Origin of the sequence: Nereida sp., from assembly GCF_965655635.1 — a bacterium.
Classification (GTDB): domain Bacteria; phylum Pseudomonadota; class Alphaproteobacteria; order Rhodobacterales; family Rhodobacteraceae; genus Nereida.
The window spans coordinates 1-25,042 of record NZ_CBFHHE010000018.1; the positions used below are offsets into that span (position 1 = coordinate 1).

General features: G+C 52.3%; 19 protein-coding genes. 4 read left to right on the forward strand and 15 right to left on the reverse strand.

The annotated features are described in order from the left end of the window. The 11 genes from ACTF5M_RS07195 to ACTF5M_RS07245 form a co-directional block, all read right to left on the reverse strand. Positions 1 to 909: ABC transporter permease (locus ACTF5M_RS07195; protein WP_438960357.1), on the reverse strand; the 909-nt coding region annotated here is incomplete at its 3' end. An 82-nt stretch (positions 910 to 991) separates the two neighbouring features. Beyond that, positions 992 to 2,194 carry an ABC transporter substrate-binding protein gene (locus tag ACTF5M_RS07200; RefSeq protein WP_438960358.1) on the reverse strand — a complete coding sequence of 401 codons (1,203 nt, stop codon included), beginning with the start codon at positions 2,192 to 2,194 and terminating at the stop codon, positions 992 to 994. A gap of 3 nt (positions 2,195 to 2,197) precedes the next feature. Next, a complete protein-coding gene (locus ACTF5M_RS07205) occupies positions 2,198 to 2,818 on the reverse strand; it encodes a CDP-alcohol phosphatidyltransferase family protein (protein WP_438960359.1) in 621 nt (206 codons plus the stop codon). A 116-nt stretch (positions 2,819 to 2,934) separates the two neighbouring features. Further along, the gene (locus ACTF5M_RS07210; protein ID WP_438960360.1) at positions 2,935 to 6,159 is read right to left on the reverse strand and encodes a translocation/assembly module TamB domain-containing protein; all 3,225 of its coding nucleotides are present in this window, start codon (positions 6,157 to 6,159) and stop codon (positions 2,935 to 2,937) included. Positions 6,160 to 6,221: 62 nt separating this feature from the next. Continuing rightward, positions 6,222 to 8,048, reverse strand: a complete 1,827-nt coding sequence (locus ACTF5M_RS07215) for an autotransporter assembly complex protein TamA (RefSeq protein ID WP_438960361.1) — start codon at positions 8,046 to 8,048, stop codon at positions 6,222 to 6,224. Positions 8,049 to 8,330: 282 nt separating this feature from the next. Then, complete coding sequence (locus ACTF5M_RS07220) at positions 8,331 to 8,510, reverse strand: hypothetical protein (protein ID WP_438960362.1); 180 nt, start codon at positions 8,508 to 8,510, stop codon at positions 8,331 to 8,333. A 195-nt stretch (positions 8,511 to 8,705) separates the two neighbouring features. Continuing rightward, positions 8,706 to 9,767 carry an ABC transporter ATP-binding protein gene (locus ACTF5M_RS07225; protein ID WP_438960363.1) on the reverse strand — a complete coding sequence of 354 codons (1,062 nt, stop codon included), beginning with the start codon at positions 9,765 to 9,767 and terminating at the stop codon, positions 8,706 to 8,708. Beyond that, positions 9,768 to 11,312 carry an alpha-amylase family glycosyl hydrolase gene (locus ACTF5M_RS07230; RefSeq protein WP_438960364.1) on the reverse strand — a complete coding sequence of 515 codons (1,545 nt, stop codon included), beginning with the start codon at positions 11,310 to 11,312 and terminating at the stop codon, positions 9,768 to 9,770. Between the two features lie 4 nt (positions 11,313 to 11,316). After that, positions 11,317 to 12,540, reverse strand: a complete 1,224-nt coding sequence (locus ACTF5M_RS07235; RefSeq protein WP_438960365.1) for a carbohydrate ABC transporter permease — start codon at positions 12,538 to 12,540, stop codon at positions 11,317 to 11,319. A gap of 2 nt (positions 12,541 to 12,542) precedes the next feature. Continuing rightward, positions 12,543 to 13,787, reverse strand: a complete 1,245-nt coding sequence (locus ACTF5M_RS07240) for a carbohydrate ABC transporter permease (RefSeq protein WP_438960366.1) — start codon at positions 13,785 to 13,787, stop codon at positions 12,543 to 12,545. Between the two features lie 92 nt (positions 13,788 to 13,879). Beyond that, a complete protein-coding gene (locus ACTF5M_RS07245) occupies positions 13,880 to 15,232 on the reverse strand; it encodes an ABC transporter substrate-binding protein (RefSeq protein WP_438960367.1) in 1,353 nt (450 codons plus the stop codon). 363 nt (positions 15,233 to 15,595) lie between these two features. On the opposite strand from ACTF5M_RS07245, the gene ACTF5M_RS07250 reads away from it, so the two are divergent. Together ACTF5M_RS07250 and ACTF5M_RS07255 are read left to right on the forward strand one after the other, a co-directional pair. Next, positions 15,596 to 16,645: a substrate-binding domain-containing protein gene (locus ACTF5M_RS07250; RefSeq protein WP_438960368.1), complete on the forward strand. Its 1,050-nt coding sequence runs from the start codon at positions 15,596 to 15,598 to the stop codon at positions 16,643 to 16,645. Positions 16,646 to 16,650: 5 nt separating this feature from the next. After that, positions 16,651 to 17,958 (forward strand): GH1 family beta-glucosidase, encoded by a 1,308-nt coding sequence (locus ACTF5M_RS07255; RefSeq protein ID WP_438960388.1) that lies wholly within the window; start codon positions 16,651 to 16,653, stop codon positions 17,956 to 17,958. On the opposite strand, the gene ACTF5M_RS07260 is transcribed toward ACTF5M_RS07255, so the two are convergent. The 4 genes from ACTF5M_RS07260 to ACTF5M_RS07275 all read right to left on the reverse strand — a co-directional run bounded on the left by ACTF5M_RS07260 (position 17,925) and on the right by ACTF5M_RS07275 (position 22,097). Beyond that, positions 17,925 to 19,025, reverse strand: a complete 1,101-nt coding sequence (locus ACTF5M_RS07260; RefSeq protein WP_438960389.1) for an alpha-hydroxy acid oxidase — start codon at positions 19,023 to 19,025, stop codon at positions 17,925 to 17,927. The genes ACTF5M_RS07255 and ACTF5M_RS07260 overlap by 34 nt on opposite strands. Beyond that, positions 19,025 to 20,023: an alcohol dehydrogenase catalytic domain-containing protein gene (locus ACTF5M_RS07265; RefSeq protein ID WP_438960369.1), complete on the reverse strand. Its 999-nt coding sequence runs from the start codon at positions 20,021 to 20,023 to the stop codon at positions 19,025 to 19,027. Before ACTF5M_RS07265 ends, ACTF5M_RS07260 begins: the two co-directional genes overlap by 1 nt. Before the next feature lie 70 nt (positions 20,024 to 20,093). Continuing rightward, positions 20,094 to 21,401, reverse strand: coding sequence for a histidinol dehydrogenase (gene hisD, locus ACTF5M_RS07270; protein WP_438960370.1), 1,308 nt, complete (start codon positions 21,399 to 21,401; stop codon positions 20,094 to 20,096). A 147-nt stretch (positions 21,402 to 21,548) separates the two neighbouring features. Further along, entirely contained in the window at positions 21,549 to 22,097 is a 549-nt protein-coding gene (locus ACTF5M_RS07275; RefSeq protein ID WP_438960371.1) for a LuxR C-terminal-related transcriptional regulator, read from the reverse strand. A gap of 63 nt (positions 22,098 to 22,160) precedes the next feature. Here ACTF5M_RS07275 and ACTF5M_RS07280 point away from each other — a divergent pair, with 63 nt between their 5' ends. After that, entirely contained in the window at positions 22,161 to 23,507 is a 1,347-nt protein-coding gene (locus ACTF5M_RS07280) for an acetylornithine deacetylase/succinyl-diaminopimelate desuccinylase family protein (RefSeq protein WP_438960372.1), read from the forward strand. After that, the gene (locus ACTF5M_RS07285) at positions 23,504 to 24,982 is read left to right on the forward strand and encodes an ABC transporter substrate-binding protein (RefSeq protein ID WP_438960373.1); all 1,479 of its coding nucleotides are present in this window, start codon (positions 23,504 to 23,506) and stop codon (positions 24,980 to 24,982) included. The genes ACTF5M_RS07280 and ACTF5M_RS07285 overlap by 4 nt, the downstream gene beginning before the upstream one ends. The last annotated feature ends 60 nt before the right edge of the window (positions 24,983 to 25,042 follow it).

Sequence of the window (25,042 nt, forward strand, 5' to 3'; positions counted from 1 at the left end):
CCGCAAAGCATTATCACCATAACTGCGTGTTCCGCGCAGCACCCACTTGGCCCCCAACATGCCAATCACAATCTCGCCGCCGCGCCACAGGATCAGGCTGCCAATAACCAGTAGAAGCTGAACCAATGCTGCTGCGGCCGCCTCAAGTCGCATCGCCAAATCCGGATCAGACATCCATTTAACAATTTGAACAGACAAAATCGGCGGCGTGTTCGGACCCAACACGATGGCCACGTCAACGGTCGACATCGAATAGGCCAGAACAACATAAACCGGTAACCTGATCTGTGCGTAGACTCGTGGGAAAACTGTTTTGAGCCAGCCGGTTACACGCCCATACCCCAACGCGGCGGCAACTGTGGCGCTTGATTTTGCGTTGACTTGCCCCAAGGCTGCTAAGCTCATCAGCAGTAAAAATGGCACCTCTTTGGCAACGAGGCCAACGACCATCGCAAGGCCCCAGTGGTCTTGAACGATGAGCACATCTGGCGGGCGGTCCCAACCTGTCAGCCATGGTGAAAAGGCGCGCGCCACCCATCCCGATGGGGTGATTAGAAACGCAATACCAAACGCCGCGGCCGCGTGTGGGACCGAAAGTAACGGCGACAGTAAACGCCGGATCAGGCTAAACGCCCGCGTGCCGTGCCACCCTGCAATGATCAAAACTGTGATCAAAAGCGACACGGACGTTGCCAAAAATCCCGTTGTCACACTGAGCATCACTGCATGTGGAAAGCCGCCCCAGCGAAACAAGCCCATAAATGGCGCAACTGTCCATTCGGTCATATTGGCCGCTGGCAAATACCCAAAAGCAGGCGCTATGGTGCCAAGCAATCCGGCCACAACGGGGCCAAGCATGGCTAGCACCGTCATGAAGGGCAGCCATCTTATGCTGATCTCGCCACGCATGTTTAGAACATTCTGCCTGCGTAGCTTGGCGCAAAAAACGCCCCACAAAGGGGCGTTTTAAGAGAGGTCACAAAACCCATACTTATTGCGCGACACCGTAACGCGCGGTCCAATCATCAGCCAAACGTGTAGCCCAGCTTGGGTGTGGTTCCGGCAGGGCTGTGCCCAGTTCCGCTGGCGACAAAGTGGCCACGCCAAGGTCAAGTGCGTCGAATGCAGCGCGTTCATCGGTGCTAAGCGCATCCATATTCAATACCGTGCCATAGCCCAAGATATCAGGGTTTTGTGCACGGGTCTGTGCTTCGGCGGACATCAAGAAGTTCGCCACTACCATTGCGCCCTCAGAGCTGCTTGAGTTGTAGGGAATGGCCACAAAAGACGCATTGCCCAACGTACCTTTGTCCAACACGAACGTACGCGCAGTGTCTGGTAGTTGAAAGTTTGCAATCGCCGCAGAGGCTTCACCGGGCGAAAACGAAATTGCCAGATCAACTTCGTTGTCAGCGATCAATTGTAATTGGCGCGGTCCTGTTTGGGGGTACGCTTTGCCTTGGCGCCACAAAGTCGGCGTAAGCGCGTCCATAAAGTCCCAAAGCGGTGCGGTGACCTCATCATAATTATCGCCAACTGGCGCGCTTAACACGGTTGTGTCGTCCAACAAATCAATCAGCGCTTGTTTGAGGAATGTCGTGCCCAAGAAATCCGGCGGTTGCGGAAACGTAAAGCGGCCAGGGTTGGCAGATGACCACTCCAGAATAGCCTCCAGTGATCCAAGAGGCGCAGCTAAGTCTGCTGTGTCATGGATGAAAACTACCTGCGCCATTGCCCACGGGCTCTCCATACCATCGGTAGGAACCGTAAAGTCAGACTGAACAGATTTGCCTTGCGCATCTACAAGTGCCCAATTTGGCAGGCTTTCTGCAAAGGGCCCGAACAACAAATCCGCATCTTTCATCGCTGCAAAATTGGCACCATTGATCCAAATCATATCAATCGCGCCGTCCTCATTCTGGCCCGCTGATTTCTCGGCAAGGACACGCGAAACCGCATCCGCAGTGTCGGACAGTTTTACGTGCTCAAGTGTAACGCCGTAATCTTCGGATACGCGTTCCCCGACCCATGCAACAAAATCATTGGTCTGCGTTGAGCCGCCCCAAGCGTTCCAATAAACCGTTTGGCCCTTGGCTGCGGCCGTCACAGCATCCCAGTTATTGGGGTCAGTTTGTGCAGTGGCTGTGGTGCTCAACGCGCAAAATGCCAACGCAGCGGTACGGAGTATATTCATCAATTAGTCCTTTGTATGTGACAGGAATATCAGTGACGCAGCCCTAAGACGCAAGCTTGCTGTCAGAAAACACAGCCCGCCGAATAGCCACGCGCCGATCGTAAAATAAGTTGGAAACAGACAAAGAAGGACGAAGAACACAATCGTCTCGGTCCCCTCAAGAATGCCGTTAGAATAATAAAGTGATTTTTGCCCCTGCGCCGATGTGGTCCTGCCATGCCGGCCTGCCAACATCGCATAGCCAAGAAAACTGGCGCCATTGAAATAGAAACTCGTCAGCAACCACGCACCCGCAGCACCGTTAGCCAACGGATCGTGCCAAACAAAGGCCATTGGAATGAGGCCGTAAAAGAGAAAATCGCAGGCAATATCGAGATACCCACCAAAGTCGGTCTTAACACTCGCTCGCGCAACAGCGCCGTCCAAACCATCCGCGATGCGCGACGCTAACAGCAAGATAAGACCTGTCCAGAAAGCCCCCAGAGCGATTGCAGCTGCTGCCAAGGCGCCAATCCCAAGCCCCACCAACGTCACCGTATTGGCCGTAACACCGTGCGCAGAAAGTGTACGCCCCACCGCGTTCAGGGTAGGGTCAATCAGCAGACGTATGCGCGCATCAAGCATGGGCACCCTTTTCAAAAGACTGGCGTTTCAGTGCCCCTAACCCCTTAAAGATGCAACTCTTGGCACGAAGAAATGACAAAAATGTGTAGCTGCGACCCAGATTTAGGGTGGTCAGCCTAGTAGTCTTTTTCAAAGAACAGACCGATGCCGCTCCTGCCGTCACTACTCACGCTGCCCCGACCAACCAGATTACGCGTCAGATCGATATTCAAAGAAACTGCGGATTCATCACTCACTTCCACTTCGGTATAGACGTTCTGAGAGACATATTTGCCCGCACGCACCGCGACGCTGCCATCTTCGTCAGTGGACACATCAAGGTCATCTAACTCAAGGCCACGCCGTAGTTTGGCGACCACTTCTTCCCCGCCGCGTCCCTGCAAACGGCGCACTGCCGTGGCAAGCTGCAGCGCTTGGAACACGGACAACTGATCCACGCCCTTTTCGAAAAATATCTGTGCAAGCACCTCGTCTGGAGCTGCTGCGGGGGTCGCCTCAAAGGTCACTTCAGGATCGCTTGCACGGCCCGATAGGATCACGCTTGCCGTGCCCGCTCCGGTTTCTGTTGAGGCGACAAATCGAATGAACGGGTCAAAATCACCAATAAGTTGCACCGACCCCTCATCAAGGACGAACCGCTTAGTCAGCAAATCAAGGCGTCCACGCAACAAATCAAAACGACCCACAGAGACCAGCGCATTAGGCGAGCCTTGAATGCGCAATTGCCCCCCAAGTTCCGCATCCAGACCCCGTCCCCGAACAAAAATCTGTTGCGATGCATCAATGCTGATGTCGAGTTGCAATGGTGAGTTACTTTTGGCAACCGCATCCGCACGGGTAAGGCCTGCGCGACGCTGGGTAGCCACCGCACCTGCAGAAGCACCGCGGTGAACAATCTCAGGGACAATCCCGAAAGGCGCAAGGCCGGTAGACGGGATCGTGACGTCGGTTTCCCCCAACATCAATTTACCCGACATACGCGGGCCCGCCGCCAACAGTCCCGACACATCAAGATCACCAGAAACCTGTGTACGGTAAAGGTCTGGGTCCAGAACACCAACATCCTCAAGGCGAATATCCAGCTGCGCCCCCAGCCCTTTTGAAAGTGCGATACTGCCGTCCACCTGCGCCGCGCCACCCGTAGAGGCCTGCGCGCGCAGCTCAACTTGTGCAGTACTTTGAGAGATCCGAATTTGACCCATACCTTGTGTCAGCGCGATACCAACGCTTGGTGCGGAAACACGTAGATCATTCAGGTCGATCACACCGCTCAAAGCTGCAAGCCCCAATGGTCCTTGCAGCCGCGCGGCCACGTCGGCGCGTCCCTGAATAGTGCGTGGTTCAATAAACGGATTGGCCAATTGCAGCGGAATTATCCCGTCGATTACCAGATCAGCGATACCGTTTCGGCTGACCGATCCTTGGGTGTTTGCGCGGGCTCCAGCAGGTCCCAAAAGCGCGGTGGTAACCTCCCAATCGCCACCAGCACTATCTGCCGAACCAGTAACGCTAAGCGGGCCAGAGACGTTCGCAATGATAAGGCCAAGGTCCGCAAGCGTTACATCAAAATTAGCAGAAGAGACTATGCTTGAAAGCGATGCCGTAGCCTCGGCCGAGAGCTGCGGGTTTCGCAGGGAAAACGTCTCAAGTCGGGTTCCCGCCTCATCACGGCGCAAGTTTGCACTGACCTCGCTAGTCCCGCGCAACAACGCATCTGCCATCGGTTCACCGATACGCAAAGACTTGCCAGTACCTTGTGCTACTACAGAAAATCGACCACCTGCGTCCGCATTCCCAGTCATTGAAAATGCCGCAGTACCCGAAAGGGGCATACCGGCGACGGCGCTGAATCGCGCCAAATTATCTGCGCGTGCACTTACGTCAAAGACGGTCTCAAACGCATCATCAAGACCGCTGATACGCGCAGTTCCGCGCAGTCCGTACTCGTCACCGCCCACAGTCAAATTGCTCAACTCAAAAGGTCGCCCTTGGGTATATTCGGAAAAAAAGGATGCGCGAACGGTCTCGCCCAAGGCTTCGTTAAGGCCAGCATCACCAACGTCCAAGTCTAGCGCTTCGAGCGCAAAGACACCGGCGATGCTGCCGATCGATGCACCTGCGGGGACAAGTGTACCACCGCCTTCGATGCCCAAACGCCGCGCAAAAACTGTATCGCGCGCAAAACGTCCAACCCCAATACGCGCCCGCCAAGTGTCTGCTTTGGAACTGTCGTAATCAACGTCCAAAGACACCCTACCAACAGTTGTGGGAACGCCTCCGATTGGAAGCAAAATTCGAGCACCATTTGACGTCTCAATGACACCATTTATATCAATGAATTCTGGCCACAAAGCCGTATTCAAGCGCAATGATCCATTTAGATCAAGGGCCGAGGTTTTCGCGTTCAAAGTATCAAGTTCAACCGCGCCACTTGCACGTCGCGTTCCGCGAACTTTAAGAGAAACGTCATCACCAAAAAACGTCCGATACTCCGGCAGAAATAGAGGCGCGACATCACCTGCAACATGCGCCACAAAAGCCAAATCAGATGCGCTGTCCGCCACCTCAAGACCTTCAGAGCTTTGTGTATGTCCAACAGCATTTAAGGTAATGCTACCACGAAGACGCTCAGTGCCATTTGTGGCCAAAGCCAAACTTGCGCCGAACGCATCCAGTGGTCCTGCACCTTGAATCGTTAGATCGACCGATGGGCTTTCGGGCAGGTTCAATGCCTTGGCCGCCAAACCGCCTTCCCCCTCAGCCAACTGCAAATCTATACCTAACATCGCATTTTCGTTGGCATATGTAACGGCCCCCTCGAATGAACCGCTCTCCCCATCTGTACGATCGGCGTTGAATGTCACATCGATTGCACCATCGATTAAGGAAGCGCGAGCCGACAAAGAAAGACGCGCAGGCGCACCCAAAACACTCTCACCCAGAGTGATTTCACGGGCTGTAAGACTGCCAATTTCAATGGAAACGGGTAGTTCGGGCAAGCGGAACGGCGTGGCCTCAGCAGCCGGCAATCCGCTTTCTTCAGCATTTGGCAAGCGGAATAATTCGATCTTCTCGGCGGCCAATGTGTCCACATCGATGCGACCTGACAAAAGCACAGCTCGGTTCCATACTAGCGTTGCATTTGAAATCCGCAGCCACGTGCCATCAAAATCCGCGATCTCGATTTCATCAATCGTGGCCTCACTTGATAGCGCCCCTTTGAAGCCGCGGATCGTGACCTCGCGGCCCTCGCCAACCAAACTGCTTTCCAACAATCCAGCCAGATATCCGCGATCTCCATCAGACGTTTGGGCATGTAGCGGCGCGCTACATGCGACCATAATTGCCAAACAAGATGCGATTAGCCAGCCGCTTAAGCCCCACTTCCTTAAACCCCAGCCCTTCAAAACGACTGTCCAATACCGATGTAGATTTGGAAATCAGACGTTGGGCGTGGCCGATCAAATGGGACCGCAAAATCCACGCGAATAGGGCCGATACCTGTGTCATAGCGAAGACCAATACCCGCACCGCTGTGGCTTTCACCCTTTGATCCAGGCGTGCTTTCTTCACTGATAATGCCCGTGTCGAGAAACCCAACAACCCCCAAGGTATCCGTGGCCCGAAAACGCGCTTCGGCCGACAGACCTAAGAAAGATTTGCCCCCCGTTTCCGCCGTTGAGCCACCGCCCACAGGCACCCCCAATGATTGAAAATCTTGGCCGCGCACAGTTCCGCCCCCACCCGATGTGTAGAGAAAATCGGCGGGGGCCTCCCCTATGGAGGGTCCGATCAACGCTCCAATCTGGGCGCGCAGTGCGAAAGTCACAGGCCGCTCTGACCCAACTGTTTTGTAAGCCCGCCCATCAAATGAGAACTGCGCCCCATCGGTGGTATCGTCCAACCCAAGATAAGGCATCAGCCCAACATCTGCAAAATATCCGTCACGAGGATCAAGTTTTTCATCGCGGTAATCGAAAGTCACGGACAAAGGCACAGTGAGAAGTGTGTAGGTTTCGGAGCCGCGCGCATCAGTGGTGCTGGCGCGCTCAAGTCCCAATCCAAAAGTATAAGTTCGTTTCGGCGTCGCGTAACGACGAATGCCTGCCTCAAGCGCAAAGCGGTCGACATTTACCGTCGCCGTATCAAGCGCTTCGAGTGCGCTATTTGCAAAGAAATCCGTGTCTTCGTTAAAAGTGGCGGGACGGTTATATTCACCGCTGAGTGCATAATCCTCGCCGCTGCCTGTATCACCAATGCCCGACACGCGCGCGCCAAGGCGCAGACGTTCTGCACCACCAAAAAGATTGCGGTGTAGCCAAAAAGTGCTTAGTTCAGCACCCGCTTGGCTGGACAGTTCCACACCAAAACCAAACCGGCGCGGGGCGCGGTCGTTTACTTGCAGGGCAAAATCAAGGCTGTCGTCTGCATTTGCGTCATCCGTCTCAACTAGTGCGATGGTGTCAAAAGCACCTGCGCGGCGCAGACGTGCCGTCACCAACGCCACCTCAATTGGGTCAAAACCCGTACCAGTTGGAAGACCCGCGATCGCCCTGATCCGTTCCGCGCGCACAGCGGACACACCCGAAAGTAACAGGTCCCCAAACGTGAGGTAGGGGCCTTTGTTGATAACAATAGCCACATCTAGAACGGCCTCACTGTGCCGCGCGGTAATTGACTGGCGCGCCACATCAGCTTTGGCGTGCCCCCTTGCGCGCCAACCTTCGATGGTTTGCTCCGTGGCAGTTCGGATACTTGAAAGAGACGCAAGTGCGCCAGTCTCGAAACCAACCAACGCTTCAGTTTTGGGCGCAATTGGGGATATGTCAGCCTTTCCCAACACGAAACTTGGCCCTGGGTTTACCGTAATTTGCACTTCAGAAATCTGGGGCGGAGCAACAGCGGCAGGAATGCTTGCAGCCTCTGCACCATCAAGTTTGATCGACACCTCTGCCCCGTAAAATCCGTTTTCATAAAGGGCGGACACAACACGTGCGTAATCAGCCCGCGCTGCCCCTAAAATATCTTGGGCACTGTTTTCATCACGATTGCGCAGGTCACGCAAAAGCGTTGCCGCGCGCACTGATTTGGTCAGATCATCATCGCCACCTTCAACGCTGACCGAAAGATCAAACGCCCAGATCGCGGGCGCACAAAACACAGATGCGACTGCGGCAACCAACAAAGAACGCTTCATAATTACACCCAAAAAGCCATCAATTTGCGACATCCAATAAAATGCAAAAAGGGCGCGCAACAACAATGCTGCACACCCCTCTATCCCTAACAGGTCATAAGTATTTGACCAGTAATCTATGACGAGTTACCGCCAACCAGTATCAAACACCCTAAACTGCATCATCCCACCCTATGCTGAATATAAACGCGAACCGCCCTAAACGAACAAATGTGTCTTTGCAGCAGGCGCCGTGAGGCGCAAAGACTGATCGCGCAACGCTTGATAAATGCCTGCCATTTGGTGATGGTCGGTGAGGCATCCCTTGCAATCGGCTCAAATTAAAGCTGTGTCAATTTCGATAAAGACCATATCCTTGTTGGGCGCACCTAAGTTTGCACTCAGACCTGCCTGCGCGTCGGTAGTTATGACCTCACTTAGAGCCGCACCACGGACGTCGAGTGATACCTCACTTAGGTTCCAGTCTTGGTGATTTTGCCAAGAAAAAAGGTTCATAGCACATGAGCCGATGAAACACGCCACAACCTGGTTCCTGGAAGCGTGCACTACCTACCAAAGATCATTGCACTCAAGAACTAACCCAAAGATCACCATGGTTGTTGGCTAAACCTAATTGCACTCGGCATAGACCCTACGGCCTAACCATGCAAATCTCACTGTCTGTTATTGGTTGTGATATAGCATTACCTGTTAAAATAAATGCACTTTCGAAACCAAGAAGCTAAAGTTCGCAGTATCTCCCACATTCAAATCCAAGTTTTTCGGAGACGCAAAGCGGAAAGGCTTCCCATCTGGCGAAACCAGTTCCACTACCGTTTCAGTACCTAAGCGTTCAATCAAAGAGACCGTACCTTCAATTGTTCCCTTTGGGTCAATTGTTAAATGCTGTGGACGGATGCCAATTCGCACCTCAGCCCCTTCGGCTTTTTCTTTTGAAACAAGCCGTATTCCTTTTCTGACATTAATTCCGGCGCCTATAAAACCAGCAGTATCACCACCCTTGGCGATTGGCCCCAGAATACCGTCGAAGAAATTCATCGTAGGTGACCCAAGAAAACTCGCGACAAACTCATTAGCCGGATAATTAAACAATTCCATTGGAGATCCTACTTGCATCACCTCGCCATCCTTAAGAACTACAATTTTATCCGCCAGGGTCATGGCTTCAACCTGGTCATGGGTCACATAAATGGTTGTAGCCCCTAACTGGGCATGAAGTTTAGCGATCTCGACCCGGGTTTCATGGCGCAGTGCTGCATCAAGATTAGACAATGGTTCATCAAACAAAAACACTTCAGGATTACGAACGATGGCACGACCAATTGCTACACGCTGACGCTGACCGCCCGACAATGCTGCAGGACGACGATCTAGCAAATGCTCCATCTGAAGAATTGTAGCTGCGGCAGTGACCCGCTCTTCAATCTCCTTCTTTGGAATGCCTTGTAAATCCAGTGAAAACGCCATGTTATTAAAGACAGTCATGTGTGGGTACAGCGCGTACGACTGGAACACCATTGCAATGCCGCGTTCGGACGGCGGAAGGTCCATGACTGGACGATCTGCAATAACAATTTGTCCATCACTAATTGTTTCCAGGCCAGCAATGAGGCGTAGAAGTGTGGACTTACCGCAGCCTGAGGGGCCAACAAAAACTACAAATTCGCCTTTATTAACTTCCAAATCGACATCCCGAATAACATGGATAGTGCCGAAAGATTTATTTACGTTTTTTAATGCTACCTGAGCCATTTAAATTTCCTCGAAAGCCGCGGTCAAATTTTCAAAGTCGAACGTACAGCGAAGTGTCTGATCATCAGAAACTCGGTCAAAAATAATTTGAGTCTCATCACCTGAAAGCACTGTCATTTTATTGGCAGTCATCATTGCTGGCTGTCTCTTTCGCCAACGTAAAAATTCTGCAAATCTATTGTAGACTGACGCTGACCGAGCGGCTTCGTCCAGCCCCGCCCGCTTCAGATGTGCCTCTGCAATTGGCAACCAAGTACAATTCCCAGCCGAAAACCCGCCATTCGGCGCTGTCGCTTGCCACACCATTGGTGTGCGACAAGTATCGCGTCCCTGAAAAACGGGAGCAAATTCGATGCCCCAGGGATCCTGCATAAGATCAACTGGAATGTCTTGAACGTCGTCATAGGCGAGCTCTTCACCCTGATAAATACACGTTGATCCAATTAGACAGGTTTCCAGCTTCATAAGTAGTAGTTGCAACGCCTCTTGGCAGTCAGCCCCCAAGCCCAGTGGCGCAAGTTGACGCGTCCCAGACCGTGGAACATCGTGATTTGAAAAGGCAAAGGTCAAACGTCCCGTGCCGTTAAACGCATCAATCGCATCAGAAATAGCGCTTTTTATGCCGGCAACGTTCAGCCCAGCCCAGGCTAGCAGGTTGAAGTTATATGTCGCATGCAAACGCCCGGGCGCGGTGAAATTTTGACTGGCAAGAACAGGATCGTCGCCGTGCAATTCACCCATCAAAAACTTGTCGCCGTATTCGTCGGCAACTGTACGAAAGGCTTCAGAAAATCGCTGTATGGACGGCTGATTTAATTGTGCGCTATCGTGCAATTGACGAAAAAATGGTTGCTGCTGTTGAGGCAGGTCGCCGGGAGAAAAGCTGAGGTTTGGTTCATTGTCTTGATACGGTGCAGTGTCAGCATTAATCGTATGCACGGCGTCTAATCGAAAGCCATCGACACCCCGACCAAACCAGAACCGAGCCACATCTGTCAATGCTTCGCGGACTGCGGTATTGGCGTGATTTAAATTTGGCTGACTGGGCAAAAAGTTGTGCAGATAATATTGCTGCCTGCGAGGTTCCCATGTCCACGCACGCCCACCAAAAAAAGACAACCAGTTTGTTGGAGCGGACCCATCAGGTTTCGGATCAACCCAATGAAACCAATCTGATTTATCGTTATCGCGCGACTGACGGCTTTCTTGGAACCAGACGTGTTGATCAGAACAATGCGCAGGTACGATATCGATCATAACCTTGAGGCCAAGTTCATGTGCGCGTTCAATCAATTCATCGAAATCTTCCAGCGTTCCATATTCCGGGTTAACGTCACAATAATCAGACACATCATACCCAAAATCCTTTTGGGGAGACTTGAAAAATGGACTGATCCAAATCGCATCAACACCTAAACCAGCTATGTAACTTAGACGGGAGGTTATGCCCGGTAAATCGCCAATACCATCGCTATTGGAATCTTGAAAAGATCTTGGATAAATTTGGTAGATTACGGCAGTTTCCCACCATGCTAGTTCCGACATCTGCTCAGCCCCCTTTGACCGAACCAGCTAACAGGCCACGGATAAAATAACGTTGCATCGACAAAAAAACGATAACAGGTACAATCATTGAGATTACTGCGGACGCGTTTAGTAGGTGCAGCTGATCTTGGAACGTCCCTAGTTGTTTTTGGAGACGGATCGGAAACACTAGGTCAGAAGCATCTGCAGGACCAATGTATAAGGCGACGATCAAGTCGTTCCATACCCACAAAAACTGGAAGATACTAAAAGATGCTAACGCAGGTACAGAGAGCGGAACAATAAGTTTGGTAAATATTTGCAAGTGGTTTGCGCCATCTATCCGAGCACTTTCCAACAATTCGCGTGGCAAACCAACGATATAGTTTCGCAGCAGATATATCGCTAACGGCAAACCAAAAGCAGTGTGGGTAATCCAAAGGCTAGCAAAGGTTTTCGAAGCAACCTGACATGTTCCATCAAGTTCACAATCTGTCATCCATGAATTCAACTGGGTCGCCCAAGATGCAATTCCGCTGAAACCCTGAAGCACTGGTAGGAACGCCAATTGAGTTGGAACTACCATCAAGGACACAACAACCACAAACAACCAATCTCTGCCCGGGAACCGCATCCATGCAAACGCGTAGGCGGCAAAAGCCGCAATTGTAATCGGAATAATCGTCGCTGGAATGGTAACAATAAATGATGAAATCAGCGCGTTAGTAACATTTTTATTTTCAAACAAGACCTCCACAAATGCATCTGCGCCAAACACGGGATCTTGGTTCAAAAACACTTCTAAATTCTTGGGCTTAGGTGCTGTTGCTTCAGGAAACGTCCACGTAAAATCACCTGCTTCATCAAAAATAAATTCACCGCCGCGTACGTCCATCACCTCACCTGGAGGTACCAATCGACGTAACAAAATAGTTTTTCCCGGGTTTTCAGGGTCTGGAACACGGCCTTTGAATAAGATCGACGTAATCGATCCCGACAACTGATAACTTTCACGGTCTTTGTTTAATCGCTCAAGGATGTTGCCTTCTAACACCATGAAAGCGTCGCTACCCTTATTATGCGTACTAAAACGATGACCCAATTCTGTTGGAGTGTAAGCCTGCCAAAAGCCAGAAGTCTTAGACGCCACTTCAGAGCGCATCGATGTGGTCAGAAGAGCTATAAAGGGCACCACCCATATGAATACAATCAAGGCAAGCGTTATGTGCTTTAAAGAACGCGTCAACATAGTTAGTGCCCCATTTCTTTTTGTTCACGGCGAATACGACGTGCGTTAAAAATCATGTTCGGCACCACAGTTGCCATCAATAGTACCGCAATCGATGCAAAAAGGTTTTCCACGTTATCGTTACCCACGGACCAATTATTACGCGCATTTTCCATCATTGTTGCTAGCAATAATTTATCATCGTCGTTTGAGGAAAGTGCGTATGGGATGTCGAACATCTTAAGGACGAGAATCACAAGCGTCGTCCAAACCACAACCACAGTTGAGAAGATTTGAGGAAGTTTAATCCGAAAAAACATTTGGATTGGGTTGGCGCCATCAATTTTAGCTGCCTCGATGGTATCCTCTGGAACGCCACGAAGAGCAGCAGAAAAAATTATCATAGCAAAGCCCGTTTGAACCCAAACTAGAATCCACATGAGGAAAAAATTACCCCAGAATTCAATTGCATAAAGCGGTTCGTTGTAGGACGGCGAATGACCCAAGAGATTTTTTAATAGGCCTATTTGGTAAGACGGAGTCAGCCCGTTTATGGTCTGCTGCGCCTCGATACCACCACCAGCAAAAATGTTACGCCAAATGACTGCAGCCCCAACAAACGAAATAGCCATCGGAACAAAAATCAATGTCTTAGCGACAATGCCCCAGCGAGTTGAGTCTGCCAAAACTGCAATCAACAGACCAAGTGAAATACATACCGTCGGTACAAGGACCAACCACATAATGGAATTGCGCAATGCGTAACGTATCTGTTCATAGCCAAGCGCACTTCTGTCCCACAAAAATGCATAGTTGCTAAGGGTAGCCGCCCCATCACTGTCTTGAAGCGAGAGGCTAACAGTCGAAACTGCAGGAATAAGGAGGAATAGAAGTAGTAAGACTAATGCAGGCCCCACAAAGACCCAAGGCTGTATCGCTTCAATTACTGCCGCTCGGCGACCGACGTCGCGACCAGTCCGCACCCGAGCCAAGCCAGCATTCAGCCAATTAGTGATACCAAAATACAAAAACGAAAGCCCCACAGCGATCACGATTGATCGCAGTGCAAATCCAATTTTAGCGAAACGTTCTTCGGTATCCACCAATGGAAGCGACCATTGACCGACTTGGTGAAGCCAAGTTCCAAAATTTGCCATTAATGCGTCTAGAGGTGCACTAATAGCGAAAGCGAGGATGCCAGTGACTGGCAAAATGACTATAACCGTCAGTGCAATCGCAAGCCCGTTGCTGGCGATAACCGTTCTCATAGAACTCATAGCAATGCCTAAATTTGAAAAGAGTTTTCTACTAAGTTGCACGACAAATGCCGTGCAACTTTATTTTAAAGCGAACAGAAAACTTACTTAATCGCGTCCCAAGCGGCCTGAATGTTATCAGCCGTTGTTTTGGAATCTTGACCATTCGCAAAAGCAGTCATCTCTGACCAGAACGCACCGGCGCCAATCGCGCCCGGCATCAGGTCAGAAGCATCGAAACGGAACGTCGTCGCATTTGTCAGAATTTTACCCTGCTTGCGCTGTGCATCAGATGCATACGCATCTAAACTTGCACCTTTGTGTGCTGTTAAGAATGAGCCTTGTGACATCCACACTTCATGCGCGCGAGCTTCTTGCAGGTACTCAAAAAACGCTCGTGTTGCTGGGCTATCCTTGGTCATGGTATACAGTGTACCAGCACCCAACACCGGGTTGCCTAAATCCAAAGAAGCGAAGGGCGGGAAGTAGAAGAAATCAGCTTCACCATTTGCTACTTCTTCACCCTTTTTAGGAAAGAATGCCGGGATAAAAGACGCCTGGCGGTGCATCATGCAAGACGCAGGTGAGGAGAACAAACCCTTTGGTGCGTCACCAAAAAACGTTGTTGCAACTGATGACGCGCCACCGGCCACATAGTCATCATTACGAGAGAATGAACCATAAACGTCCATCGCGTTGATTACTTCTGGAGAGTTGAATGGCAGATCATTTGACACCCAGCGATCATAGTTTTCAGGTGACGTCGTGCGCAACATGATGTCTTCCATCCAATCTGTCGCAGTCCATCCAGTCGCATTGCCTGATTCGACACCAATACACCATGGAGTGTTGCCATCCGCGACCATTTGATCGGACAGGGCTATCAAATCTTCCATGGTAGCTGGAATGTCATAGCCATTATCTTCGAATTGCTCTGGTGAGTACCAAACCAATGATTTCAAGTCCTGCTTGAATGCAAAGCCATAGAACTGATCGTTGCCGTCGGGATCAGCGTACGTTCCCAGGTCAACCCAGGATTGTCCGGCGCCATAGTTTTCAGCCATCCATGCTGCAGCGTCCGCACCCAACGGTGTCAAGTGTCCATCAGCCGCCATATCACCTGCTAATCCAGGTTGCGGGAAAATCGCAATGTTTGGAGCGTTGTTGGACCGAAGATCCGCAACGATCAAAGCTGCAAAGTCTTGAGATCCTGAATATTTAACCTGCGCTCCAGTCGCTTTTTCAAAACAACTTGCCATTGCAAGTAAATTTTCCTCATCCTTTCCCTGCATAGAGCCCATCATCGTGACTACTTCACCCTCGAAGCTGCCCAAATTGCCCATCGCGGATGGTGTTGCACAAACGTCAGAATGTGACCCGGCGGCAGCTGCGCCTGCGAACGCAACCGAAGCCGACACTATTGCTGTCGCACTCAAAAGTGATTTAGTAAAAGACATTTTTTTCCTCCCAGAATTGTCTTGTCATTTATGTTAGCATGGGATGCACAAACGTACACTCGCTAGGTTGATTATATTTTCTCTCACGCCCAGCACTATCAGTCACGACGCCAAGTGAAGCATCCATTCAAAAAGGCCCAACGACCTCGCGACCAACTTGCTTCAAGTCAAACGCTTCTTCGATGAACCAACCATAACGCACTCTCGCTAAACTTCAAAGCGCTTTGGATGTTTCATCCTTGGCAAAACATCAAACATGAGTCAAGCAAACAAATCAACTATTTCAAATTCAGTTATTATCTTTGACTTCGCTGAAAGAGCCAACATAATATATCTCAAAGCGCTTTCATAAATATATAGCCCATGAATCTTAAAGAACTCTCGGCCCACCTAGGCCTCTCACAAACAACTGTAAGCCGAGCATTGAACGGATACTCGGATGTAAAAGCATCGACCCGTGTACGCGTTGTCGCAGCCGCCAAAGAGCACAATTACCTGCCCAACTCGCGGGCCAAAGCACTTGCAACAGGCCGCGCCATGTCCATTGGGCACGTTTTTCCACGCACCGCGCAGCACGAATTGGTAAATACAATTTTTGCCGATTTTATCGCTGGTGCCAGTGAAACATACTCAGCGCGAGGCTATGACCTTCGCATGGTCACCGTTAACGACGCGGACGAATTTAGCACGTACGAACGGCTGGCTAACACTGGCGCTGTGGATGGCTTTGTGCTGCACGGCCCCTCGCACGATGACAAACGCATTAAACTATTGAATGACCTCAACGTGCCGTTTGTCGTGCATGGACGGTCGAGCAATTGTGATCAGCCCTACAGCTGGCTTGATGTGAACAATCGTAGAGCATTTAAGCGCGCGACGGACCTGCTGCTTGATTTGGGGCATACGCGAGTTGCGCTTTTGAACGGTGACGAAAGCATGGATTTCGCGATCCGCCGGCGGGAAGGCTTTACCCTTGCCCACGAACAGCGCGGACTGGAAATTGATCCTTCGCTTATGCACAACAAAGAGATGTCCGAACCTTACGGTTTTGAAACCACGCTACAGCTTATGGCGCTCGACGCACCGCCAACAGCAATTGTGGCATCTGCGTTGATCCCCGCTTTAGGAATACAACGGGCCGCACATGAGCTGGGCCTCAAGATCGGGCGGGACCTTTCCGTTATTTGTTTTGATGACGCCTTGTCATACTTTCCAAACGGTAGCGGTGCGCCTTTGTTCACCTCAATCCGTTCGTCGGTGCGCGATGCGGGACGGCGCTGCGGTGCGCTATTAATCGACCAGATTGAAGCCGCAGATGATGCACCAGTCGTCACAGAGTTATGGGAAGCCGAACTGGTTGTCGGCGGATCAACAGGACCCAATTTGGCGGGCATGCCCCGCCGCGAGGCTTAAAAATGATGAAATTCAAACGGTCTGACTTTCCGCAAGATTTCATCTTCGGAACTGCAACCTCATCCTATCAAATTGAAGGTCACAGCTTTGGCGGCTCTGGCCCAACTCACTGGGACACTTTTGCCGCAAAGCCCGGCAAAATCCTCGATGGCACCGACGGAGCCGTTGCATGTGACCACTACAACCGCTGGCAAGAAGACCTTGATTTGATCAAAGCTGCGGGCTTTGACAGCTATCGATTTTCCACCAGTTGGGCGCGCGTCATGCCCGAGGGACGCGGTGCAGTAAACCAAGAAGGCTTGGACTATTATGACCGCTTGGTCGACGGCATGCTGGAGCGCGGCATCAAACCCATGGCGACCCTCTATCATTGGGAAATGCCTGCTGCCCTTGACGCATTGGGCGGCTGGCAGAACGCTGACGTCGCGGATTGGTTCGCAGAGTTCACCGATGTCATCGCAAAGCGTATGGGCGATAGGTTGTTTTCGACGGCCACCATCAATGAGCCGTGGTGCGTCAGTTGGCTGTCACATTTTGAGGGCCACCACGCGCCGGGCTTGCAAGATATAAAAGCAACCGCGCGCGCCATGCACCACGTGCTGAAGGCACACGGTAAATCCGTACAGGTGCTACGACAAAACGGCGTCAAAGACGTGGGAATTGTATGCAACTTTGAAGGTACAATGCCCGCAGACGACAGCGTTGAAAGTGCCCGTGCGGCTGCGCGCTATGAGGCAATTTACAACCGGTTTTTCCTGCAGGGCATTTTTGAGGGGACATATCCCGAAGAAGTTTTGGAAGGTCTTGAGTCGCATCTGCCCACAGGCTGGCAAGACGATATGGCCCTCATTCAACAACCTCTCGATTGGGTCGGCGTAAACTATTACACAGCCAAAGCATTTCGCGAAACAGACGGGCCGTGGCCATCTTGTGAGGCCGTCAGCACAGGCGCAGACACAACTCACATGAACTGGGAAATCCACCCCGACCATCTGGCCAAACTGCTCAAATGGATCGCAGATACCTACACCAAAGATCTACCGCTTTATGTGACCGAAAATGGCATGGCGGGCGAACACACGCTTAACGACCAAGACCGTATTTCTTACTTAAACGGGCATGTCTTAGCCGCGAAATCAGCAATGGACGAGGGTGTTCCTCTTGGCGGTTACACATTTTGGTCTTTGATGGATAACTACGAATGGGCCTTTGGATATGCGGAGCGCTTCGGACTTGTTCATGTGGATTTTGACACGTTGGAGCGTACGCCAAAAGCAAGCTATCTGGCCTTGAGGGATGCAATGTCACAGTGACCCATCTGCGCCATTGCGCTGGATAAATCGCTACTGACACCAGCCCAAAACTGTTGCAATCCTGCTTCTCCGTTTGCAGCAATTGCAAATTGCATTGCACGGCCAAAGAAGACGAAATCAGCGCCCTGCTGCAATGCTTTGGCCACATCTTCGCCCGATCGAACGCCGCTATCATAAAAGAGCGGGTACGCCGGCCCCACAGCGTCCCGAATGGCTTTAAGGGCCAAAATGGGTGGCACACCGCCGTCCAACTGACGCCCCCCGTGTGACGAAACTTGGACCGCATCAACACCTGCCGCCTTCAAAGCAACGGCATCCTCGACACTGACAACACCTTTGGCCACCAGCCTACCCGGCCACGCGTCGCGCACTTGTTTGAGTGTTTCCCAATCAGCGCCTGCACGGCTTTCGGTGCGATCAAATGTAAACCCGTCCCGTTGAAAATTAGCCATCTCGGGACGACCATGGATTAGCGTTGCGATCGACCAACGCGGGTGCAGCGCGAAATCAATGAACTGGGAGGCACCAATTTTGAAAGGCATCTTAAAACCGCGGCGCAACTCGCGCGGACGGCGGCCAACCTCGGGCACATCAAGGGTCAGCACCAAAGTTCGATATCCCGCTGCCTTCGCCCGCTCGACCAGCGCCATAGTCCCAGATCCATCGCCACTGTAGTACAGCTGAAACCATGCGTGCCCTTCTGACAGCACCAGCATTGCCTCCATATCCGTTGAAGCAACAGTGGAAACACCAACCGGAACACAACTTTTGGCGGCTTGACGGGCAAGAAAAACATCAGCCTTAGGCGCGGATAAATTGCACATGCCCATCGGGGCGATGCCGAAAGGGACCTCGGCGCGGCAATCAAATACAGTGGTGCTTAAATCACGGTGGCGGACATCGCGCAGCACACGTGACTGTAGATGGATATCTGCCATAGCACGGCGGTTAGCCGCCTCGCCCTCACCATGTCCCGCGGCGCCATCAATATAGTCAAAAACCATCCAAGGCAGACGTTTGCGCGCCATCCTGCGCGCGTCTTCATAACTATGAACAGTTCGGTCCATCATGGGATAAGCACAATTTTAGGGGCAGCAACTTTGCCTGCACGCAAATCAGCAAACGCCTTGGCGCCATCGGCTAAGCCCCGTGTCTCAATCCATGAACAATCACCCAAACGACCCGCAAAAAGCGCATCGGCCGTGGCCTCAAAATCACCATCCGTATAGGTGTAGGTCCCGATAAAGCGGATTTCTTGAAGCGTCAGACGCCGCACATCAACACCACCGGTATCTTCACCCAACCCGATGTGAATGATGACACCACCGGGCCGTGCAATCGCGCAAGCCGTGGCGCGCGTTGCCGCGAAACCAACGGCATCAAGAACAATATCCACGTCGCTCACATCATCTGCCGAAGACACAACCGTCATGTCGGATAAATGATCCTTCAAAACGCTGCGGCGCATTGCATTCGGCTCAACCACGGTAATGTCGCGAACGCCCCACGCGTGCAGTGCCAGCGCAGCACCAACGCCAATCGCACCGCCGCCCAACACAGCCGCACGCAGCCCCTTGCAACCTGTCGCAAGATTACGGCCTAACGTCTCGGCCGCGAGCCGTACACCGTGCCAACCGCACGCAAGCGGCTCTACCAGCGAGGCCACGGGAAGGCTGATATGATCAGGTACTGTAACCAAATTTTGCGCGGGCATCGTCAACCACTCGGCAAACCCACCTTGGCGGGGCGGCATCGAAATGATCTGACGTTCAGCGCATAGATTAGTCCGCCCGCTAAGGCACGCTTCACAGGCACCGCATGTGACCAGCGGGTTTACCGTCACGCGACGCCCATCCATATCACCGCGAACAACGATCCCCGCCACCTCATGCCCAAGGATCAACGGTGCGGGGCGGCGCGCATCATGGCCCAAATATGCATGCATATCCGATCCACATAGCCCACATGCCGCAACTTTGATCAAGACATCACCGGCGGTGGCAACAGGGGTGGGGACCTGATGCAAAGCGACTGCCTCAACACCTTCATAGATCAATGCTTTCATCGCCCCTGCCCCCAGATCACCCGATGTCGTGAACAATTAAATGCCCAGTATTGGCGCTACGCTAGCGCGCTCAATCCTGCGCGGATAGGTCAAAGTTTTGCTCGGGAAAATACTTCTGAAGGCGTACATCCGCAGACCGCGCATGCCCTTCCATACCCTCAAGCCGTGAAATTCGTGCCGTTGCAATCGCAACATCCTTGGCTCCCTCACGGGTTGAGCGCTGCCATGTGACGATCTTCATGTACTTATGAACGGACAGCCCGCCTGTATATTTCGCAGCGCCAGAAGTTGGCAAAACATGGTTGGTTCCTGATGCTTTGTCACCGAACGAAACAGTCGTCTCCTCGCCCAAAAAGAGCGACCCGTAGCACGTCAGCCGATCAAGCCACCAATCAATGTCAGCAGCCTGCACCGTCAGGTGTTCGGGCGCGTAGTCATCGGATGTTGCCGCCATTTCTTCGCGATCATTACAAACGATCACTTCGGCATAATCACGCCACGCCGCAAAGGCGTTATCGCGGTTTAGCTCTGGTAAGTCCTCAATAAGACCCGGCACCAAATCCATCACTTTATGCGCTAATTCGCGACTGTCTGTGACCAACCAAACCGGCGAGTTATACCCGTGTTCGGCCTGTGACACCAAGTCTGTCGCCACGATAAACGGATCAGCAGTTTCATCAGCCAAGATCAGACTATCTGTTGGGCCAGCAATCATATCAATACCCACGCGACCAAACAAAATGCGCTTGGCTTCAGCCACGAACTGATTGCCGGGACCAACCAAAATGTCAGCTTTTGGCAGACCAAAAAGGCCAAACGTCATTGCCGCTACACCCTGCACGCCACCCATCGACAAAATGCGCGTCGCGCCGCACAGCTGAGCCGCATAAATAATAGCAGGTGCGATACCTTCATTGGGGCGGGGCGGCGAACAAACAGTGATGTTTTTGCATCCAGCCACGCTTGCCGTCGTCACGGTCATGATAGCACTTGCAATGTGACTGTAACGCCCGCCCGGCACGTAGCAGCCAGCAGTATTGACCGGAATAGCCTTTTGACCCGCGATTAAGCCAGGGCGCACCTCAAGTTCGACGTCTTTCATTGTGTTTTTCTGTGTTTCAGCAAAACGGCGCACGTTCTCATAAGCAAACGCAATGTCACCTTTCAGCTTTTGAGAAACCTTCGCGGAGGCTGCCGCAATATCTTCGTCGCTAAGCAAAACCGGGCCATCATAATTGTCAAATTTGGCCGCATATTCCAAAGCCGCCGCATCACCACCGGCCTCAATATTCGACAGGATTTCCTGAACCGTATCGCGTACGTCAGACGCCCCAGTTTCCGCGGTTTTATCGGCTTTTTTCAAATAGTCGCGCGCCATTTTTGTCGGGTCCTTCAGCATTTAGGGAATACGTAATTTGACGCTATAGGGCGTTATGTTTCAGCACAAGCGCAAGCAAAACCTTCCCTGCAGCGGCTCATTTCACATTAGCGAAAATGTGTTTTGAGAAGGCCCAAAATTACAGCCCTATTTACCGCGCATCATCATGCGGGCGACCAATTCAGAGGCACGTTTAACCCCGTGGCGTTTGATCATTCGCGCGCGGATATCCTCGATGGTGCGCGGCGATAGCCCTAGGGTCTTTGCAATCTCCTTGCTCGTCATCCCCTGCCCCATGAAACCCAAAACCTGTCGCTCACGCGGGGTGAGTTGAACCAAATCAGAACGCTCACTTATGGCAGCATAACTCAGCACCAGCCGCGCAAGCGGATCATCCGGCGTCAGGCTGCGGGCGCGAAAACGGCTCCAAACCGTGTGACCATCTTTATGGAGCACGAGCCGTTCATCGCTGTAGGTACCGCTTGTTTGCAGCGCAGGAAGACCAATATCACGGATCGCCTCAAACTCAGCGTCTGAGCCGTAAAACATACGAAAAGACTGGCCCACCAAGCTATTTTTGGAATACCCTACAAGTGTTGCAAATGCTTCATTGCAGGCACGAATGACACGCCCCTCGGATAGCACCAGCCCGATGGGAGCCGCGTCAAAAGCAATTTGAATGTCAGCGCTCTGCATGTTTTTTAGCTACCCGCATTTATACGGTATTGATACCGTGTTTTTTGCTGTCATACTCAAAGAATGGATCAGCAAAGCAAATCACTATCCCAACTTACCGAAGTTATCGAGGGCAAGCGTGACGATCTGATCCAGCTGACAGGCAATCTTATCCGCATCCCAACGCTGAATCCACCTGGTGAAAACTACCGCGATATTTGTGAGTTTTTAGCAACCCGTTTACGCGCTTCGGGTTTTGATGTTGAGCTGACCCGCGCCTACGACACCCCCGGCGATTGTGAGGCTTATCCGCGCTGGAATGTAATTGCCCGACGGGATGGAAAGCACACAGGCGACTGCGTTCATTTCAACTCGCACACAGACGTGGTTGAGGTCGGAAAAGGATGGACGCAAGACCCCTTTGGCGGCGCGCATATCGACGGCAAAATCTACGGACGAGGCGCGTGTGACATGAAAGGTGGACTAGCCGCTTCCATCATCGCGGCGGAAGCTTTCATCGAAGTATTTCCAGATTTTCACGGAGCGATTGAAATCTCTGGCACTGCCGACGAGGAATCAGGCGGCTATGGCGGCGTCGCATATCTGGCCGAAAAAGGGTACTTCACCCCCGATCGGGTGCAGCACGTCATCATCCCAGAACCGCTCAACAAAGACCGCGTATGTCTGGGGCATCGCGGCGGCTGGTGGGCCGAGATCGAGACGTTTGGCGAGATTGCCCATGGCGCGATGCCGTTCTTAGGCGATTGTGCGGTGCGCCACATGGGGGCTGTGCTCGACAAATTTGAAAGCAATCTGTTTCCCGCCATGGCTGCGCGCCGCACCGATATGCCCGTGGTGCCCGAAGGTGCCCGATCATCGACGATGAACATCAACTCCATTCACGGCGGCCAGGCCGAGACACTGAAAGATAGCACCGCCCTGCCCAGCCACTGCGTGCCCGACAGTTGCCGTATTGTCATTGACCGCCGTTTTTTGGTCGAAGAGCCTCTGGATCAGGTGCGCGGTGAAGTGAAAGAACTGCTGGAAGAGCTGCGCCGCGACCGGCCAGATTTTGACTACGCTATGCGCGAGTTGAACCATGTTCTGCCCTCAATGACAGACCGTGATGCGCCCGTAGCGGCGACAATAGCCGCTGAAATTGCGCATGTGATGGGTAAACCCGCCGAGTTTGTCGCCTCGCCCGGCACATACGACCAGAAGCACATCGACCGGATCGGCAAACTGAAAAACTGTGTTGCATACGGCCCCGGCATTCTGGATCTGGCGCACAAGCCGGACGAATACGTGGGCGTTGATGATATGATCGATAGTATTAAGGTGATGGCGCGCAGCTTGGCCGCGCTGTTGTTGCCAAAAGATGACTATGCCCCGTCAAAGGGCAAATTAACCAACATGGGGAGAGACACATGACCATCTTTAATAAGGGCTTGATTACCGTTAGCGCATTTGCGCTGATGGTGAGTTTGGCCAATGCGCAAGACAACGTGACCATAGCGATCCAGCTTGAGCCACCGAACCTCGACCCGACGGGTGCCGCTGCTCAAGCCATTGATAGCGTCATGTATTCCAACGTTTTTGAAGGGCTGACACGGTTCATGTCAGATGGGGAAGTTGTACCCGGCCTTGCCAAATCGTGGGACATTTCCACAGACGGGCTCAGCTATACGTTCAACCTACAAACGGGTGTGACATTTCACGACGGCACGACGATGGATGCAGAGGACGTCAAATTCAGCCTTGACCGCGCCCGTGCCGAGGACAGCACCAACGCCCAAAAAGGGCTGTTTGCCAATATCGCTGCGGTTGACGTGATTGATGCTACAACCGTCAAAGTCACACTTAGCCAGCCGACAGGAAATTTCCTGTTCAACATGGCGTGGGGTGATGCCGTAATCGTGGCGCCCGAAAGCGCAGAGACAAACGCGACCGCACCCGTAGGCACCGGAGCATACCGCTTTGTGGACTGGGTGCAGGGTGACCGCCTTGAGCTGACCCGCAACGCTGATTATTGGGGCGACGCACCTGCCATTCAAAACGCAACGTTCCGTTTCATTTCTGACCCAACCGCCGCATTCGCCGCCGTGATGGCAGAAGATGTCGACGCTTTTGCAGGTTTCCCCGCGCCCGAAAACATCCCACAATTTGAAGCAGACCCACGCTTTCAGGTCCTAAAGGGCAACACCGAAGGCGAGACAATTTTGTCGACCAACAACAAAATGCCGCCCTTTGACAATAAGCTGGTCCGCAAGGCAGTTGCGCACGCGATTGACCGCCAAGCCATTATTGACGGGGCAATGTTTGGGCTAGGTACGCCAATCGGCACGCACTTCGCACCGCACAACCCTAACTACGTCGATCTGACTGGCAACTCGCAATACGATCCTGAGCTGTCCAAGAAACTGCTGGCTGAAGCAGGTTTTGCCGATGGCTTTACCACAACCCTCAAACTGCCCCCCCCCTCATACGCGCGGCGCGGCGGTGAGATCATCGCGGCACAATTGCGCGAGGTTGGTATTGATGCGCAAATCAGCAATCTTGAATGGGCGCAGTGGCTTGAAGAAGTGTTCCGCGGCAAAGACTTTGGCCTATCAATCGTGAGCCATACCGAGCCGATGGACATTGGTATTTATGCCAACCCAGACTACTACTTCCAGTATGACAATCCTGCGTTCCAAGCGTTGATGGATGATCTGAACAAAGCAACAGACCCCGGTGAGCGCGCCGCCTTAATGGCGCAGGCACAGACCATCATTGCTGAGGACTATGTGAACGGCTACCTCTTTGAGTTGGCCTATCCGACGATTGCAAAAGCAGGTTTGCAAGGCATGTGGGAAAATCAACCAACCGCTGCGGTTGACCTGACAGGTCTTAGCTGGGCCAACTAAACTTCAAACGGGGCCGCGTACATCTGTGCGGCCCCGCTTTCTCTGCCTGAATTGAGGCCC